Here is a 16,027-nt window from a genome sequence, read left to right as displayed (position 1 = left end):
GATCTTATCTAGGCCATGATGACAGACGCCGCGCTCCCTCCCGAAATCGACGCATGGTTTTCCGGGCGCGGGTGGCGCCTGCGTCGGCATCAGGCTGACATGCTGGCTGCCGACGCACGCGGCGATCACGCTTTGCTGGTGGCCGATACCGGGGCAGGCAAGACGCTGGCGGGGTTCCTGCCCACGCTCGCTGCCTTTGCACCCTCGCGGCTGGGGGACATGCCCCCACCCGAAGGGCTGCACACACTCTATATCTCGCCGCTCAAGGCTCTGGCCCACGATGTGCAGCGCAACCTGCTGACGCCGGTGGAGGAAATCGGCCTGCCCTTGCGCATCGAGACGCGCAGCGGTGATACCCCGTCCGAGCGCAAGGCACGCCAGCGCGCGCGGCCGCCGCACATCCTGTTGACGACACCGGAATCGCTGTCACTCCTGCTCAGCTATCCCGACAGCGCGGACCTCTTCGCCGGGTTGCAACGCGTGGTCATCGACGAAGTTCATGCCTTTGCCACAGGCAAGCGCGGCGATCTTCTCGCTCTTGCCCTGACCCGGTTGCAGGCGATCAGCCCCGGCTTGCGACGCATCGCCCTTTCCGCGACGCTCGGCGATCCCGAAGGCTTTCGCGCATGGCTTGCGCCATGGGGCGATCTCGACAGCGTGGCTCTGGTCGAAGGCGAACCGGGCGCCCCCGCCGAAGTCGAAGTGCTCGAACCGGCAGACCATCGCGTCCCCTGGGGCGGCCACGCCGGTTCCTGGGCCGTGCCGCAGCTCTACGACCTCATCCGTACCAATCGGACGACGCTGGTCTTCACCAACACCCGTTTTCTGGCCGAATACCTGTTCCAGCTGCTGTGGGACGTCAACGAGGACACCCTGCCGATCGGCATCCACCACGGCTCGCTCAGTCGGGAAGCCCGGCGCAAGGTGGAAGGCGCCATGGCACGCGGGGAATTGCGCGCGCTGGTCTGTACCGCCAGTCTCGATCTCGGCGTCGACTGGGGCGACATCGACCTTGTCGTCCAGATGGGAGCGCCCAAAGGCTCCTCGCGCCTGCTGCAGCGGATCGGACGCGCCAATCACCGCCTCGACTGCCCGAGCCGTGCGGTGCTCGTCCCGGGGAACCGGTTCGAGTTCCTCGAAGCCATGGCGGCATGCGACGCCGTCGCCGAGAGCAAGCGCGACGGCGAGGACTTTCGCCCCGGCGGTCTCGACGTCCTTGCCCAGCATGTCATGGCCTGTGCCTGCGCAGGTCCTTTCGACGAGGTAAGCCTCCTCGCCGAAGTGCGCTCGTCGGCATCCTATGCCGGGATCGACGACGCCGAATGGCGCCGGGTGCTCGATTTCGTCAGCACCGGCGGATACGCGCTCAGGGCCTATGACCGGTTCCGCCGGATCGTCCGCGATCGTGGCGGGCTATGGCGCCTTGCCCATCCCGAGCACGCGGCCCGCCATCGGCTCAATGCCGGGATCATCATCGATTCCGAGATGATGGAAGTGCGCTTTCGCAACGGCCGGGCGCTGGGCAAAGTCGAAGAGGACTTCGGCACACAACTGGCTCCGGGCGACACTTTCCGCTTTGCCGGACTGGATCTCGAAGTCGAAGGCCTGCGCGACAGTGCGATCCTCGTCCGTGCTGCCCGCAAGTCGGGCATAATCCCAAGCTACATGGGCGCGCGGATGCCGCTGACGACACATCTTGCCGATCGCGTCCGCGCGATGCTGACCGACCGGGCCGGATGGGGCAGGCTTCCCGACGACGTGCGCGAGTGGCTCGAGATGCAGGACTGGCGCAGCCGCCTGCCAGGGCCCGACGAACTGCTGGTCGAAAGCTTTCCCCACGGCGGCCGGGCCTACACCGTCTATTACACGTTCGAAGGCTGGAACGCGAACCAGTCGCTGGGCATGCTGATCACGCGGCGGATGGAAGAAGCCAGTCTCGGCCCGATGGGCTTTGTCGCCAACGACTATGCCCTTGCCGTATGGGGCCTGCGCGCCGTCCCCGATCCGGCGACCATGCTGTCGCCCGAGATCCTCGCCGATGAATTCGACGACTGGGTTCGGGGCTCGTACCTGCTGCGGCGCGCATTCCGGGAAGTCGCAGTCATTTCGGGCCTCGTCGAACGACAGATCCCCGGCAAGCGCAAGACCGGGCGGCAAGTCACGTTCTCGACCGACCTCATCTACGACGTTCTGTCCAAGTACGAACCCGACCACTTGCTGCTGCAGGCCGCCTGGGCCGACGCCAGGGCACGGATGACCGATCTCGGACGTCTGGGCGCTCTGCTCGACCGGGCGGCGGAGCGGCTTGTCCATGTCGAACTCGACCGCGTCAGTCCGCTCGCCGTTCCCGTGCTGGTCATGATCGGCCGGGAAAGCCTGCCGCTCGGTTCGGTCGATGACGACCTGCTCGTCGAAGCCGAAAGCCTTGCGGCCGCTGCCATGCGCCCCGACGATCACTCCCCCGACGCCCTCGTCGATTGAAGGCCATGAAAAAAGGGGACCGGCCAAAGCCGATCCCCCTTTTTTCCGGGCCGTCCCATTCCAGCATCATCCTTGACGGAAGACGCGGAAGAACAACCGCGATCAATGAGCCTTTTCGAAGGTCGCGTAGCTTTCGTTGCCCACGAAGCCGAACTTCGTCACCTTGGATTCGGTGATGATCTTCAGGATTTCGTTGGCAATTTCATAGCTCGCCAGACCGTCGGGCTGGAACTGGAGTTCCGGCTCGACGGCCATCGCCTTGGTCGCCTGAAGCAGCGAGACCAGATTGCCTTCGGTGATCGGCGAACCGTTCCAAAGGATCTGATTGGTCGGCGTCAGCATCAGCTTGTTCTTGACCGGGTTGATGATCGGATTGTTCGTCGGCGGCGTTGCCGCCGGCAGGTTGACGTTCACCGAGTGGGTGGCCACGGGGATGGTGATGATGAACATGATGAGGAGCACGAGCATGACGTCGATCAACGGCGTCGTGTTCATCTCCATCATCGGCGAGCCATCGTCCTTGCCGCCGCTCATTGCCATGGGTTGTACTCCTTGAACCCTAGAGCCCGCTGATGCGAACCGTCAGTATTCCAAGCCTTCAGGCTCAGCCCTGCGGATCGACCGGGGTCGAAATGAAGCCGACCTTGGGATAGCCCGCAGCCTGCACGTTATAGATCGCACCGGCGATGCACTTCCAAGGAACGCGATGGTCGCCACGGATATGAACTTCCGGAACCTTTTCCGGGTCCATGTTGGCGGCACCGCCTTCACGCTTCACGATCGCGTCGAGGCGGTCGAAAGCCTGCTTGTACAGCTCGGTGTTGTCGACCGGGGTGACGTTATTGATGTAGACGCGGCACTCACCGGACGGCGAGGAACCTTCATAGCCCGGCTGGCCGGGGCTGCGGCCGGCAGCGTCGGTCGTGACCACCGCAAGCAGGAGGTTTTCTACCTTGTCCTGGGTCTCTTCAGACTTCAGGATCGGCACCTTCAGCTTTTCGACGGTCTGGATCGCCACCGGAACCGCAATGAGGAAGATGATCAGCAGCACGAGCATCACGTCCACGAGCGGCGTGGTGTTGATGTCCGACATCGGGCGTTCTTCGCCGCCGCCGCCTACAGACATTGCCATTGGTTAAATCCTATCCGTGTCTGCCCGCGGGATGAAGTCCTGTTGGGAAACTTCGACCCCGCGCGTTTCCGGACAGGGCCGGTTCGTTGGGGAACCGACCCCGGTTTTGAACTTACTTCTTCGGAGCAGCAGCGGGGGCAGCAGCCGGCTTGGCAGCCGGAGCAGCCGGAACGCTCGGCTTCACCGCGCCCTTCGAGGCGAGGTAAGCGAGAACGTCGGTGCTGAAGCCGGTCAGGAGTTCGGCAATGCGCTTGTTGCGGCTCTGGAGGTAGTTGTAGGCAAGCACGGCGGGAACCGCGACGAGCAGACCGAGCGCGGTCATGATCAGCGATTCACCGACCGGACCGGCGACCTTGTCGATCGAGGCCGAACCGGCAAGACCGATGGCGATCAGAGCGCGGTAGATGCCGACGACGGTACCGAACAGACCGATGAACGGAGCGGTCGCACCGACGGTGGCGAGGAAGGGAAGACCGCCGGCGAGCTTCGAGTTGATCGAGGCTTCCGAGCGGGCGAGCGAGCCGTGCAGCCAGTCGTGGGCTTCGGTCGCGTCGGGCATCTTGCTGTGCTGGTCTTCAGCGGCAATGCCGTCTTCGACGACCTGGCGCCATGCGCTGTTCTTGTCGAGCTTGGCAGCGCCTTCCTTGAGGGTGCCAGCGCGCCAGAAACCGGCGAGAGCCTTGTACTGACCCATGATCTTCGACTGTTCGAGGAACTTGGTGATCAGGATGAAGAACGAACCGAACGACATGACACCCATGATCGTGACGGTGGCGTAGGAAATGAAACCGCCGGCCTGGAGAGCCTCGACGAAGCCGAACTTGTTCTGAGGCGCAGCACTGGTCGCGGCCGCGGCGAGCGTCTGGATAAGCATTCCGATCTTCCTCTCAAGAATTCGCAAAAAGGGGCAAAAACTGGGCTTTGGTACATGGTCCGACAGGACCTGAAGGATTTGCGGCGGCCGCGATCAATCCTTCGGAATCTGCCAACGGACAGAACTGGCGAAGGAACCCGAAGTCGGATTGCCATCACCGTCCGTGGCCGGAGCAAAGCGCGCACGGCGCCGCATCAGGTCACAGGTCGTCTTGTCCAGTTCGGCACTACCGCTCGACTTGGTCACCTGGCAGTCAGAAACCTTGCCGTCGGTGCCAATGGTCAGGCGGAACCCGGTCACGCCTTCCTGCTGCAACTGCAGGGCGCGTGTCGGGTAGTCGTTGTCGGAAGCCCAGTCGCCCGGGCGACCCTTGGGAACAGCTCCCTTGGGCGTAAACTTGGGCGCAGGCGGCGCAGCCGGAGGCGCAGGTACGGCGACAGGGGCCGGAGGCGCCGGGGGAGCCGGCGGCGGCGGCGTGTTCACCACCTGCAGAGGCGGCGGCGTCGTGTTGATGTTAATAGGCGGCGGCGGCGCCACAATCGGCGGCGGCGGCGGCGTATCCGACTTGGGCGGAGGCGGCGGCGGCGGCGGCGGTGGCGGCGGTTTGTCCGGATCGATCTTGACCGCGGTGGTCACATCCTTGAGCTTCTTGAAGGCCGAGTACGCGAGGCCAGTGACCAACGCATAGCCGACAACGACATGAAGAAGAGCAACGATGATGAGCGCGGTGATCTTGTTACCGCTCATCTGTTGGTCAGCGTAAGCCATTCAGCTTCTTTACTCCTGATCTTCCCCCCAACCCTCGCGGCGCGGAAATCCACGCAACAAGAGTCAAGACGGAGCCTCGTGCGGAATCACCGTTCCACCCGATCGGCCAATCTAGCGATTTCATTCCACCCTGCCGGCAACCCGGTTCCATCGAATATCGGGCGCAAGGTGCCCGGCATACGACTTTCGTCGGGCGCTGGTTCTTGTCTGCCCGATCGATGGCGAGGTTTAACGCCGAAGCAATAGGCGTGCAATTCCTTTATCGGTTCACTCGAGATTCACCTTTCGTGCGCTCAGAAGATGCCGATAAGCGGGCGCTCGGATGCCCTTCATCATGCAGGATCGAGCCATGCCAGAGCCCCGTCGCGACCGTCTCGCAGCCCTCTTCGGAGCGCTTTCCCTCGCCCTTGCGAATACCTCCGCAGCGGATGCTGCGATGCCGCAAAACCCTTGGAATTCCGCGGCTCCGACCCCATTTGAGATCACTGATTCGGGACAGGGAGGAACCGCTTCGGACGTCTCTGCAACCCCGGTTCAGACTTATGCCGACCTTGTCGATCTCGCCCTCGCATCAAGGGTGGTCGCGACCGCCACGATCCGCCGCCAAACACGCCTCAAACCTGATGAAGCACCCGGAGTCGCACCCGGTTATGCCCGCCTTTATATCGAGGCGGACATGTCTGCCTTGCTGGTTGGCCCTGAACTTGGCGAATCACTTCGCTTCCTTGCCGACGTTCCTCTCGACGCAAAAGGCAAGCCCCCGAAGCTGAACAAGACACAGGTGTTGCTGTTTGGCACCACCGTTCCGAACAAGCCCGGCGAACTGCTGCTCGTCGCATCGGACACCATGTTCACATGGAGCCCCGAACTGGAGAACCGCGTACGCGCGATCCTGACCGAACTGGTCAGCCCGGACGCCCCACCGCGAATCACCGGCCTGCGCGAAGCCCTGCACGTTCCCGGCAATCTGGTCAGCGAAGGCGAGACCCAGTTCTTCTTTGCGACCGACAACGGGAAGCCGGTGTCGATCTCCGTCCTGCGCCGCCCCGGCATGGCGCCGCACTGGGGCGTCAGCTTCAGCGAGATCGTCGACCAGTCCGCCACCCCGCCCAAGCCCGAGACGCTCGCCTGGTATCGACTGGCCTGTACATTGCCGTCTGCGATCCCGGATCGAGCCCAGATTTCGACCACTGCCGCCGATCGCCGCATCGCGACGGAGGACTATGCCATGGTCCTTGCCTCGCTCGGTCCCTGCCTGCGCAACCGCACGGTCACCCACTGAGCGACCCTGCCGCGAAAAGGCGCGGATATCGGCCCGTTTGCGAGGGTTCCTGCAAAACTCGCCGCTTGGCGAGGGTGGAAACAGGATCTAAGAGCCCAAGCCGAAGTTCCGGCCTGCCGGAGCTTCACCGCAAAGACATTCCTTCCATGACGCCGGACCAGACCGGCGTTCTTTCATGCCGCCCGCGCGCGGCCCAATGAGGACATCATGAGCGAACCCTTGCGCATCGCGCTGGCTGGCCTTGGCACGGTCGGCGGCGGGGTGGTCCGGCTGATCGAGACCAATGCCGAACTGATTGCCCGTCGTGCAGGTCGGCCGATCGTGATTACCGCCATCAGCGCGCGCAATCGCGGCAAGAACCGCGGCTTCGACATGGCCCGCTATGCCTGGGAAGACGACATGGTCATCCTGGGCGAGCGCGAGGACGTCGATGTCGTCGTCGAACTGGTGGGCGGCGCCGACGGCCCGGCCCTTGCCCTCGCACGCACCACGTTCGAAGCGGGCAAGGCGCTCGTCACCGCGAACAAGGCGATGGTCGCCAACCACGGCATCGAACTGGCCAGTCGCGCCGAAGCGGCCAAGACCGCGTTCAAGTTCGAAGCGGCGGTCGCCGGCGGCATCCCCGTGATCAAGGGACTGAAAGAAGGCGCGGCGGCCAATTACATCCACCGCGTCTACGGCATCCTCAACGGCACCTGCAATTATATCCTCTCCACCATGGAGGATACCGGTCGCGACTTCGCCGATGTGCTCGCCGAAGCGCAGGCCAAGGGCTTTGCCGAAGCCGATCCCAGCTTCGACATCGACGGCATCGATGCCGCGCACAAGCTGGCGATCCTCTCCTCGATCGCGTTCGGCACCGCCGTCGACTTCCCCGGCGTCACCATTACCGGCATCCGTCGCCTGCTGGCCGCCGACATCGCACAGGCCGATGCCCTGGGCTATTACATCCGCCTGATCGGCATGGCCGAGACCGAAGTCGACGCCGAGGGCAAACGCCGCCTGTTCCAGCGCGTCCATCCCCATCTCGTCCACCGCGATCATCCGCTGGCCCATGTCGACGGCGCGACCAATGCCGTCGTCGCCGAAGGCAACTTCGTCGGCCGCCTGCTGTTCCAGGGCGCTGGTGCAGGCGACGGACCGACCGCCAGCGCAGTCGTTGCCGACCTGATCGACATCGCTCGTGGCGACATCGGCGCGCCGTTCTCGATTCCGGCTGCCGAACTCGACATGGCCGCCCGGGCCGATACCGGCCACCGCACCGGCAAGGCCTATCTGCGCTTTACCGTGGCCGACCGCCCCGGCACGCTGGCCGAGATCGCAGCCGCCATGCGCGACGCCGGCGTCTCGATCGAAAGCCTGATCCAGAAGGGACGGGTGGAAATCGACGGCGAGGAACGCGTCCTAGTTGCTCTTGTCACGCACCACGGGCCGGAAAGTGCGATCGCCAAGGCGCTCGACTTGCTCGAAGGCTCGCCCAGCCTTGCCGAAGCGCCGCTTGTGATGCACATTCTGGAGGAATGATCCGCGACGCCACATCCATTCCGAAAGGGAAGTCCGCAGCCGCTCAAAAGGCGCGGATTTCTCCCTTTCCGATGCGATCGGCGTCAGAACCTTCGGGATCTGCGGGCATCTTCGAGAAATCGATGGTGGGCAGGGCCTCGCTCTTGCAGGGGGGCATCAAACAGAGCCCGATGCTGATGGTCCCCTTCTTGATCCCGAAGACGTCGGGCGCCCGCGGGACACCGTCGCCGGTCGCTCGTGACGATTCGAGTTCGTCACGCAACGGCAGGCGGATCTTGGAGCTGTCCTCCTTGTGCCCGCAGACGCTGATGCCACCGCCGCTGTCATCACAGCGCGGAGGCTGCTTCGTCGGGGTCAGCAGGCTCTGCGCCAGCGCCGCCGACTGCTTCGAACTGTCATCCACATCCTCCGTCGGCAAGGAATACGTTCCTGCCTTTGGAGGGGCGGAAGCCTGCGTTTTTGGCGATTGTGACGCCTGCGCCAGCGCCATGGGGCTGTATCCGGTGAAAACCAGTGCTACCAGAAGCGCGCGGGCCGCTCTCGACAAGACCATCATCCTCAGTCTAGGGCTGTGCATACGTCTGCACAGCCGCCACTACAGGGAACTACCGTGACCGAAACGACTGCACAACCCGCTGCTTCCAAGGTACTTGATCGTGTGCTGGTTCTCGAAATGGTGCGTGTGACCGAAGCTGCGGCGATCGGTGCATCCCGCCTGATCGGGCGCGGCGACGAAAAGGCGGCCGATGCCGCCGCCGTCGAAGCCATGCGCGCCGCTCTCAACGACCTTTACATGGACGGCACCGTCGTCATCGGCGAAGGCGAACGCGATGAAGCGCCGATGCTGTTCATCGGTGAAAAGGTGGGTCTTGCCCCCGGCAAGGGCCCCAAGATCGACATCGCGCTCGATCCGCTCGAAGGCACCACCATCACCGCGAAGGCGGGCCCCAACGCTCTGGCGGTTCTCGCCGTTGCCGAAGAAGGCGGCCTGCTCAACGCCCCCGACGTCTACATGGACAAGATCGCGGTCGGCCCCGGCTATCCCGAAGGCATCATCGACCTCGACAAGTCGGTGACCGACAACGTCAAGGCGGTCGCGGCAGCCAAGGGCGTCGAACCGGGCGAAATCATCGTCTGCGTGCTCGACCGCGCTCGCCACAACGACATCATCGACGAACTGCGCGCCTTGGGCTGCGGCATCACGTTGATTCCGGACGGCGACGTTGCTGGCGTGATCGCCGTCACCGACGATGAAACCGGCATCGACATGTACATGGGCCAGGGCGGCGCTCCCGAAGGCGTTCTCGCGGCCGCTGCGCTGCGCTGCGTCGGCGGACAGTTCAAGGGCCGTCTGGTGTTCCGCAACGACGACGAGCGCGCTCGTGCGAAAAAGTGGGGCATCACCGACCTCAACAAGCAGTACGACCTCAACGAACTGGCCAAGGGCGACTGCATCTTCGCCGCGACCGGCGTGACCGACGGTTCGCTGCTCTCCGGGGTGAAGACGCACAAGAACGGCGTCATGACCACCGAAAGCGTGGTGATGCGTGCCAGTTCGGGCACCGTGCGCTGGGTGAAGGGCGAACACCGCCGCACGCACGCCTGATCGGACCTGATTTCAGGGAAGAGCCGTCGGATGCCATGCATCCGGCGGCTTTTTCGTGTCCGGGGCTCAGCTTGCCACGGCAAGGCGCACCGGTTCACGCTCTTCTTCGAGCGCAGACGTCCGGCGCAGGCGGCCCGGCTGGGCAACATGTGCAGGGCGGTTTTGTACATCCCGTGTCCTGAACGTGCGGACAAGCTGGCTCAGACGTTCCGCTTCGGCCGAAAGACTCGCGGTGGAGGCCGATGACTGCTCCACCATCGCTGCGTTCTGCTGCGTCATCATGTCCATCTCGCCGACCGCGACATTGACCTGTTCGAGGCTTCCGGCCTGGCGATCCGCCGCGGCGGCGATCTCGGTGACCAGATCACTGATATCGGCAATCCTTTCCACGATGCCGCCGAGCTTCTCGCCGGTGCGTCCGACCAGCTCGACCCCGGCCTCGACCTGCTGACCGCTATTGGTGATCAGCCCCTTGATGTCCTGCGCGGCAGCGGCGGAACGCTGGGCCAGGGCGCGAACTTCGGTCGCGACGACAGCGAACCCCTTGCCCACTTCCCCGGCGCGGGCCGCTTCGACACCGGCATTGAGTGCGAGCAGGTTGGTCTGGAAGGCAATCCCGTCGATCACGTTGATGATCTGCGCGATCTCCTGCGACGACTGCTCGATCGCCGCCATGGCGGCCACGGCATCGCGGACGACGTGCCCACCGTCATTGGCTTCTCTGTGAACGGCCTCCATAGCGCTCCGCACTTTGGCAGCACCCTGCGCAGTCTCGCGCACGCTGGCGGTCACGGAATTCATGGCCGAGCCCGATTCCGCAACGCGCGCGGCCTGCTGCTCGTTGCGTTGGGACAGATCGTCGGCAGCAGCGCGGATCTCGGCAATGCTGCCGGTCACGTTCGCCGCCCCGACGCGGACCGACCGCAAGGCGGCGGCGAGGGATTCGACCGCCGCGTTGAAATCGCCCCGGAGCATCTCGTATTCCGGGGGGAACGCGTCGAAGAGCTTGTACTCCAGATCCTTGCTCGCAAGGTGGGACAGCGCGGTGCTGAGCTCGCCGATGGCGTGTTCGCGATCGGCCGTTGCCTGCTCCCGCGCCTTGCCCGCTGCCTGAAAGACTTCCATCGCACGGGCCATCACCCCGATCTCGTCGCCGCGTTCGGTCCCGCCGATGGCAATGCCGTTGTCGCCGTCCGCCATGGCATGGATGGTCTCGGCCGTCGTGATCAGCGGCCCCAGAACGATCCGTTCGATCCAGCGCTTGGCGTAGAGAATGACCGCGACCGACGTGCAGCCCATGAACGCGAGGAACGCGAGCGCCGCGATGACCACACGCTCGTCATAGATACGTTCCCGCTCGTGCAGCGTGCTCGCCAGTGCGACCAGCTTGTGCACCTGATCGCGCTGCGCGTGATAGGCGGGCGTCAGTTCGAACTCGAAGGCCCGTTCCATCCCCGCGCGGTCATGCGCGGCAAGGGAAGGCAGGACATGCGTATCGACGATCTGCCAGAAGGTATCGGCGGCGGTCAGGACAGCGTCGAGATCCGGGCGTAGCTCGGCTGCCACCGGCGCATTGTGCCAATAGACCTTGCGTGCCTCGAATTCGCTGCGGCGGGATTTCAGTTCGTCGATCACCGGCCCGGCATGATCGGGATCGCGGATCGCCAGTGCGACGTCGAGATAGCTTTCAACCATGAACGCCGGCGGCGGCAGGACATCGGCAACCAGTTCGTCCTGCAAGGCAACCCGCTGCGAGATCGGCCCGCCGTAGCGCATCTCGTAGAAGACGACCGTCGCCAGCACGATCCCGGCAAGCAGCATCGCAATCATCACGCGCGCGGCAAGGCGCGCTCTTTCGCCGATCATGTCTCTTCCCCCTGATGACGCACCATGCGGCAATCGGGCCAATCCGACGGCGATAGGAGAAACAGCCTTAATGCCTCGGGCGAGCGGCCATGGCGTGAACTGCGTAGATCGTAAGGAAGAGGCGCAAAGAAAAACCCCGCCGAATCGCTTCGGCGGGGTCTTCTGTCCCGTTCAGGTCAGGCGAGGATCAATCCTCGTCACCCTTGATCAGGTAGTCACCGGCATCGGCGTCGGTGCCGTGGGTTTCGCCCTCGACGACCGCAAGCGGATCGTTGCCGATCGCCGCTTCACGCCCCTGCTTGAGTTCGGCGGCATGTTCCTCTGCGGCCGAGCGGGGCGCAACCAGCGCCGCTTCGAAGCGGCGGTTGGCGGCGCGCAGCGCGGCATCCCGGCTCGAAGCCGTGACGCGCATGCGGCTCATGCTGGCGCCCGTCCCGGCGGGGATCAGACGACCGACGATGACGTTTTCCTTCAGACCGATCAGGTTGTCGCGCTTCCCTTCGACCGAAGCCTGGGTGAGCACGCGGGTGGTTTCCTGGAACGACGCGGCCGAAATGAACGAGCGGGTCTGCAGGCTCGCCTTGGTGATGCCCAGCAGCACCGGCTTGCCTTCGGCCGGACGCTGGTCCGACGCGATCTTGGCATTGATCTCGTTCATTTCCTCGAGGTCGACCTGCTCGCCGGGCAGCAGGGTGGTGTCACCGCCATCGGTGATTTCCACCTTCTGCAGCATCTGGCGAACGATCACCTCGATGTGCTTGTCGTTGATCTTCACGCCCTGCAAGCGGTAGACTTCCTGGATTTCCGCCACGAGGTATTCGGCCAGCGCTTCCACGCCGAGCACTTCGAGAATGTCGTGCGGATCGGGCGAGCCCGAAATCAGGTTGTCGCCCTTCTTGACGTAGTCGCCTTCCTGGACGTCGATCACCTTGGACTTGGGGATCAGGTATTCCACCGGATCGCCCTCTTCCGGGATGATCGCGATCTTGCGCTTGGCCTTGTAGTCGCGAACGAATTCGACGCGACCCGAAACCTTGGCAATGACCGCGTTGTCCTTCGGACGACGCGCTTCGAACAGTTCGGCAACGCGCGGCAGACCACCGGTGATGTCGCGGGTCTTGGCGGCTTCGCGGCTGGCACGGGCCAGAACGTCACCGACCTGCACTTCCTGACCGTCCTCGACCGACAGCGTCGTGCCCGGAGCAAGCAGGTAGCGCGCCGCTTCACCCGAGTTTTCATCGAGCAAGGTCAGGCGCGGACGCAGGTCTTCCTTCTTGCCACGACCCACCGAACGGTTTTCGGTGATCACGCGCTGGGCGATCCCGGTCGCTTCGTCGACCAGCTCGGTCAGCGTGCGGCCGTCGATCAGGTCCTGATAGCGCACGATACCGCGCTTTTCGGTGATGACCGGGGTGGTGAACGGGTCCCACTCGGCCAGACGCTGGCCCTTGGTCACCGTCGCACCGTTTTCGTTCAGCAGGTGCGTACCATAAGGCACGCGGTTGACCGAGCGCTCGCGACCTTCCGGATCGTAGACCACGATTTCCCCGTTGCGCGCGAGCGACAGGCGACGACCACGGCTGTCCATCAGCGTCGGGATGTCACGATAGTGGACGGTACCGTCGCAGATCGATTCGAAGTTCGACTGTTCGTTCACCTGCGCCGCACCACCGATGTGGAAGGTACGCATGGTCAGCTGGGTGCCGGGTTCACCGATCGACTGGGCGGCGATGACGCCGACCGCTTCACCGATGTTGACCGGAGTACCGCGAGCAAGGTCACGCCCGTAGCACGTCCCGCAAACGCCCTGCGGCGCTTCGCAGATCAGCGGCGAACGGATGCGGGCGGACTGAACGCCGGCCGCCTCGATGCGCGCCACGGCCGCTTCGTCAAGCAGCGTGCCCTTGGTCACCAGCACTTCGCCGGTCTTCGCCTCGATCATGTCTTCGGCCAAGGTACGGCCGAGGATGCGTTCGCCCAGCGACGCGATCGTCGTACCGCCCTGAACGATGGCGCGCATTTCGAGCGCCCGTTCGGTGCCGCAGTCGATGGTCGTGACGACGCAGTCCTGCGACACGTCGACCAGACGGCGGGTCAGGTACCCCGAGTTCGCCGTCTTGAGCGCGGTGTCGGCCAGACCCTTACGAGCGCCGTGAGTCGAGTTGAAGTATTCAAGGACGGTCAGACCTTCCTTGAAGTTCGAGATGATCGGCGTTTCGATGATTTCGCCCGAAGGCTTGGCCATCAGGCCGCGCATCCCGCCGAGCTGCTTCATCTGCGCCGGAGAACCACGGGCGCCCGAGTGGCTCATCATGTAGATGGCGTTGACGGGGCGCTCGCGGCCATTCTCGTCGATCGGAGTAGCGCGCAGTTCTTCCATCATGGCGGCCGCAACCTGGTCGCCGCAACGGCTCCAGGCGTCGATCACCTTGTTGTACTTTTCCTGCTGCGTGATGAGACCGTCCTGGTACTGCTGCTCGTAGTCGGCAACCAGCGCCTTGGTTTCATCGACCAGCGCGTCCTTGCTCTGCGGGATGATCATGTCATCCTTGCCGAACGAGATGCCCGCGCGGAACGCGTGACGGAAACCGAGCGACATGATCGCGTCGGCAAACAGCACGGTCTCCTTCTGGCCGGTGTGGCGGTAGACCTGGTCGATGACGTCCGCGATTTCCTTCTTGGTGAGCAGGCGATTGACCAGCTCGAAGGGAACCGTGTGACTCTTGGGCAGGCATTCGCCGATCAACATGCGGCCCGGCGTCGTTTCGTACCGCTTGAGGTAGGTCTTGCCGGCCTCGTCGGTCTGCGGGACGCGAGCGGTGATCTTGGTGTGCAGCGTGACTGCACCCGCGTTCAGCGCCTGATGCACTTCGGCCATGTCGGCCAGCAGCATGCCTTCGCCCGGCTCGCCCTTGCGGTCCATCGACAGGTAGTAAAGCCCGAGCACCATGTCCTGCGACGGCACGATGATCGGCTTGCCGTTGGCAGGCGAGAGGATGTTGTTCGTGCTCATCATCAGCACGCGCGCTTCCAGCTGGGCTTCCAGCGAGAGCGGCACGTGGACGGCCATCTGGTCACCGTCGAAGTCGGCGTTGAACGCCGAGCAGACGAGCGGGTGCAGCTGGATCGCCTTGCCTTCGATCAGCACGGGTTCGAACGCCTGGATGCCCAGACGGTGCAGCGTCGGCGCACGGTTGAGCATGACCGGGTGTTCGCGGATCACTTCGTCCAGGATGTCCCAGACTTCCTTGCGTTCCTTTTCGACCCACTTCTTGGCCTGCTTGAGCGTCATCGACAGGCCCTTGGCGTCAAGCCGGGCGTAGATGAACGGCTTGAACAGTTCGAGCGCCATCTTCTTGGGCAGGCCGCACTGGTGCAGCTTGAGTTCGGGACCGGTCACGATAACCGAACGACCCGAGTAGTCGACGCGCTTGCCGAGCAGGTTCTGACGGAAGCGGCCCTGCTTGCCCTTGAGCATGTCGGACAGCGACTTGAGCGGACGCTTGTTCGCGCCGGTGATGACGCGACCGCGACGGCCATTGTCGAACAAGGCGTCGACGGCTTCCTGCAGCATGCGCTTTTCGTTGCGCACGATGATGTCAGGCGCGCGCAGTTCTATCAGCCGCTTCAGACGGTTGTTGCGGTTGATGACGCGACGATAGAGGTCGTTAAGGTCCGAAGTCGCGAAGCGGCCGCCGTCGAGCGGAACCAGCGGGCGCAGTTCGGGCGGAATGACCGGCACGACTTCAAGGATCATCCATTCCGGACGGTTGCCCGAATCGATGAACGATTCGACGACCTTCAGGCGCTTGATGATCTTCTTGGGCTTGAGTTCCGACTTGGTCTCGGCGAGTTCCTTGAGCAGGTCCTCGCGTTCCTGGACCATGTCGAGGTCCATCAGCATCTGCTTGACCGCTTCGGCGCCGATTCCCGCCGAGAAGGCGTCCTCGCCGTATTCGTCCTGCGCGTCGAGCAGTTCGTCTTCGGTCAGCATCTGGTAGCGTTCGAGCGGGGTGATACCCGGTTCGATGACCACATAGCTTTCGAAGTAGAGAATGCGCTCAAGGTTCTTGAGCTGCATGTCGAGCAGCAGGCCGATGCGGCTGGGCAGCGACTTCAGGAACCAGATGTGCGCAACAGGCGCTGCCAGTTCGATGTGGCCCATGCGCTCGCGACGCACCTTGGTCACGGTGACTTCGACGCCGCACTTTTCGCAGACGACGCCCTTGTACTTCATGCGCTTGTACTTGCCGCAAAGGCATTCGTAGTCCTTCACCGGACCGAAGATGCGGGCGCAGAAGAGACCGTCGCGTTCAGGCTTGAACGTACGGTAGTTGATCGTTTCGGGCTTCTTGATCTCGCCGAACGACCACGAGCGAATGCGCTCGGGGCTGGCAAGGCCGATGCGAATCTGGTCGAAGGTTTCCGGCTTCGCCATCGGGTTGGTGAACTTGGTCAGATCGTTCATCTCGTGATCCTCGCTGGGAGGGAATT

The 16,027-nt window shown here is 63.8% G+C and carries 11 protein-coding genes; 4 read left to right on the top strand and 7 right to left on the bottom strand.

Annotated elements, in window-relative coordinates; translation table 11 throughout:
• Positions 1-18: 18 nt before the first annotated feature.
• Positions 19-2,481, top strand: coding sequence for a ligase-associated DNA damage response DEXH box helicase (locus tag Y88_RS11515; protein WP_036500260.1), 2,463 nt, complete (start codon positions 19-21; stop codon positions 2,479-2,481).
• A gap of 102 nt (positions 2,482-2,583) precedes the next feature.
• On the opposite strand, the gene Y88_RS11510 is transcribed toward Y88_RS11515, so the two are convergent.
• From Y88_RS11510 to Y88_RS11495, 4 genes are all read right to left on the bottom strand, one after another.
• On the bottom strand, positions 2,584-3,021 hold the full coding sequence (locus tag Y88_RS11510) for an ExbD/TolR family protein (protein ID WP_008069429.1): 438 nt from the start codon (positions 3,019-3,021) through the stop codon (positions 2,584-2,586).
• A 64-nt stretch (positions 3,022-3,085) separates the two neighbouring features.
• Positions 3,086-3,613, bottom strand: coding sequence for an ExbD/TolR family protein (locus tag Y88_RS11505; protein WP_018075714.1), 528 nt, complete (start codon positions 3,611-3,613; stop codon positions 3,086-3,088).
• Between the two features lie 112 nt (positions 3,614-3,725).
• Positions 3,726-4,487, bottom strand: coding sequence for a MotA/TolQ/ExbB proton channel family protein (locus Y88_RS11500; protein ID WP_008069427.1), 762 nt, complete (start codon positions 4,485-4,487; stop codon positions 3,726-3,728).
• Between the two features lie 93 nt (positions 4,488-4,580).
• On the bottom strand, positions 4,581-5,255 hold the full coding sequence (locus Y88_RS11495) for an energy transducer TonB (RefSeq protein WP_008069426.1): 675 nt from the start codon (positions 5,253-5,255) through the stop codon (positions 4,581-4,583).
• A gap of 436 nt (positions 5,256-5,691) precedes the next feature.
• Between Y88_RS11495 and Y88_RS11490 the strand changes: the two genes are divergently transcribed.
• Positions 5,692-6,537, top strand: coding sequence for a hypothetical protein (locus Y88_RS11490; protein WP_232281044.1), 846 nt, complete (start codon positions 5,692-5,694; stop codon positions 6,535-6,537).
• 207 nt (positions 6,538-6,744) lie between these two features.
• Entirely contained in the window at positions 6,745-8,061 is a 1,317-nt protein-coding gene (locus Y88_RS11485; RefSeq protein WP_008069421.1) for a homoserine dehydrogenase, read from the top strand.
• Between the two features lie 43 nt (positions 8,062-8,104).
• Here Y88_RS11485 and Y88_RS11480 read toward each other — a convergent pair whose 3' ends face one another.
• Positions 8,105-8,551 carry a hypothetical protein gene (locus tag Y88_RS11480; RefSeq protein WP_232281043.1) on the bottom strand — a complete coding sequence of 149 codons (447 nt, stop codon included), beginning with the start codon at positions 8,549-8,551 and terminating at the stop codon, positions 8,105-8,107.
• A gap of 120 nt (positions 8,552-8,671) precedes the next feature.
• On the opposite strand from Y88_RS11480, the gene glpX reads away from it, so the two are divergent.
• Complete coding sequence (gene glpX, locus Y88_RS11475; protein WP_008069410.1) at positions 8,672-9,667, top strand: class II fructose-bisphosphatase; 996 nt, start codon at positions 8,672-8,674, stop codon at positions 9,665-9,667.
• Positions 9,668-9,733: 66 nt separating this feature from the next.
• Here the strand turns inward: glpX and Y88_RS11470 are convergent, their stop codons facing one another.
• Together Y88_RS11470 and rpoC are read right to left on the bottom strand one after the other, a co-directional pair.
• Positions 9,734-11,533 (bottom strand): methyl-accepting chemotaxis protein, encoded by a 1,800-nt coding sequence (locus Y88_RS11470; protein ID WP_008069409.1) that lies wholly within the window; start codon positions 11,531-11,533, stop codon positions 9,734-9,736.
• Positions 11,534-11,720: 187 nt separating this feature from the next.
• Complete coding sequence (rpoC, locus tag Y88_RS11465; protein WP_008069408.1) at positions 11,721-16,001, bottom strand: DNA-directed RNA polymerase subunit beta'; 4,281 nt, start codon at positions 15,999-16,001, stop codon at positions 11,721-11,723.
• Positions 16,002-16,027: the final 26 nt, after the last annotated feature.

Source organism: Novosphingobium nitrogenifigens DSM 19370, assembly GCF_000192575.1.
GTDB classification, from domain to species: domain Bacteria; phylum Pseudomonadota; class Alphaproteobacteria; order Sphingomonadales; family Sphingomonadaceae; genus Novosphingobium; species Novosphingobium nitrogenifigens.
Note: the sequence above shows the minus strand (reverse complement) of the source record. Positions and strands in the feature narration are given on the sequence as shown.

What these genes read in the sequence shown, in the direction of transcription:
- Y88_RS11495 (WP_008069426.1), bottom strand. Translation starts at nt 5,255, where the DNA reads ATGGCTTACGCTGACCAACAGATGAGCGGTAACAAGATCACCGCGCTC.
- Y88_RS11505 (WP_018075714.1), bottom strand. Translation starts at nt 3,613, where the DNA reads ATGGCAATGTCTGTAGGCGGCGGCGGCGAAGAACGCCCGATGTCGGAC.
- rpoC (WP_008069408.1), bottom strand. Translation starts at nt 16,001, where the DNA reads ATGAACGATCTGACCAAGTTCACCAACCCGATGGCGAAGCCGGAAACC.
- Y88_RS11490 (WP_232281044.1), top strand. Translation starts at nt 5,692, where the DNA reads ATGCCGCAAAACCCTTGGAATTCCGCGGCTCCGACCCCATTTGAGATC.
- Y88_RS11470 (WP_008069409.1), bottom strand. Translation starts at nt 11,533, where the DNA reads ATGATCGGCGAAAGAGCGCGCCTTGCCGCGCGCGTGATGATTGCGATG.
- Y88_RS11485 (WP_008069421.1), top strand. Translation starts at nt 6,745, where the DNA reads ATGAGCGAACCCTTGCGCATCGCGCTGGCTGGCCTTGGCACGGTCGGC.
- Y88_RS11515 (WP_036500260.1), top strand. Translation starts at nt 19, where the DNA reads ATGACAGACGCCGCGCTCCCTCCCGAAATCGACGCATGGTTTTCCGGG.
- Y88_RS11500 (WP_008069427.1), bottom strand. Translation starts at nt 4,487, where the DNA reads ATGCTTATCCAGACGCTCGCCGCGGCCGCGACCAGTGCTGCGCCTCAG.
- Y88_RS11510 (WP_008069429.1), bottom strand. Translation starts at nt 3,021, where the DNA reads ATGGCAATGAGCGGCGGCAAGGACGATGGCTCGCCGATGATGGAGATG.
- Y88_RS11480 (WP_232281043.1), bottom strand. Translation starts at nt 8,551, where the DNA reads ATGGCGCTGGCGCAGGCGTCACAATCGCCAAAAACGCAGGCTTCCGCC.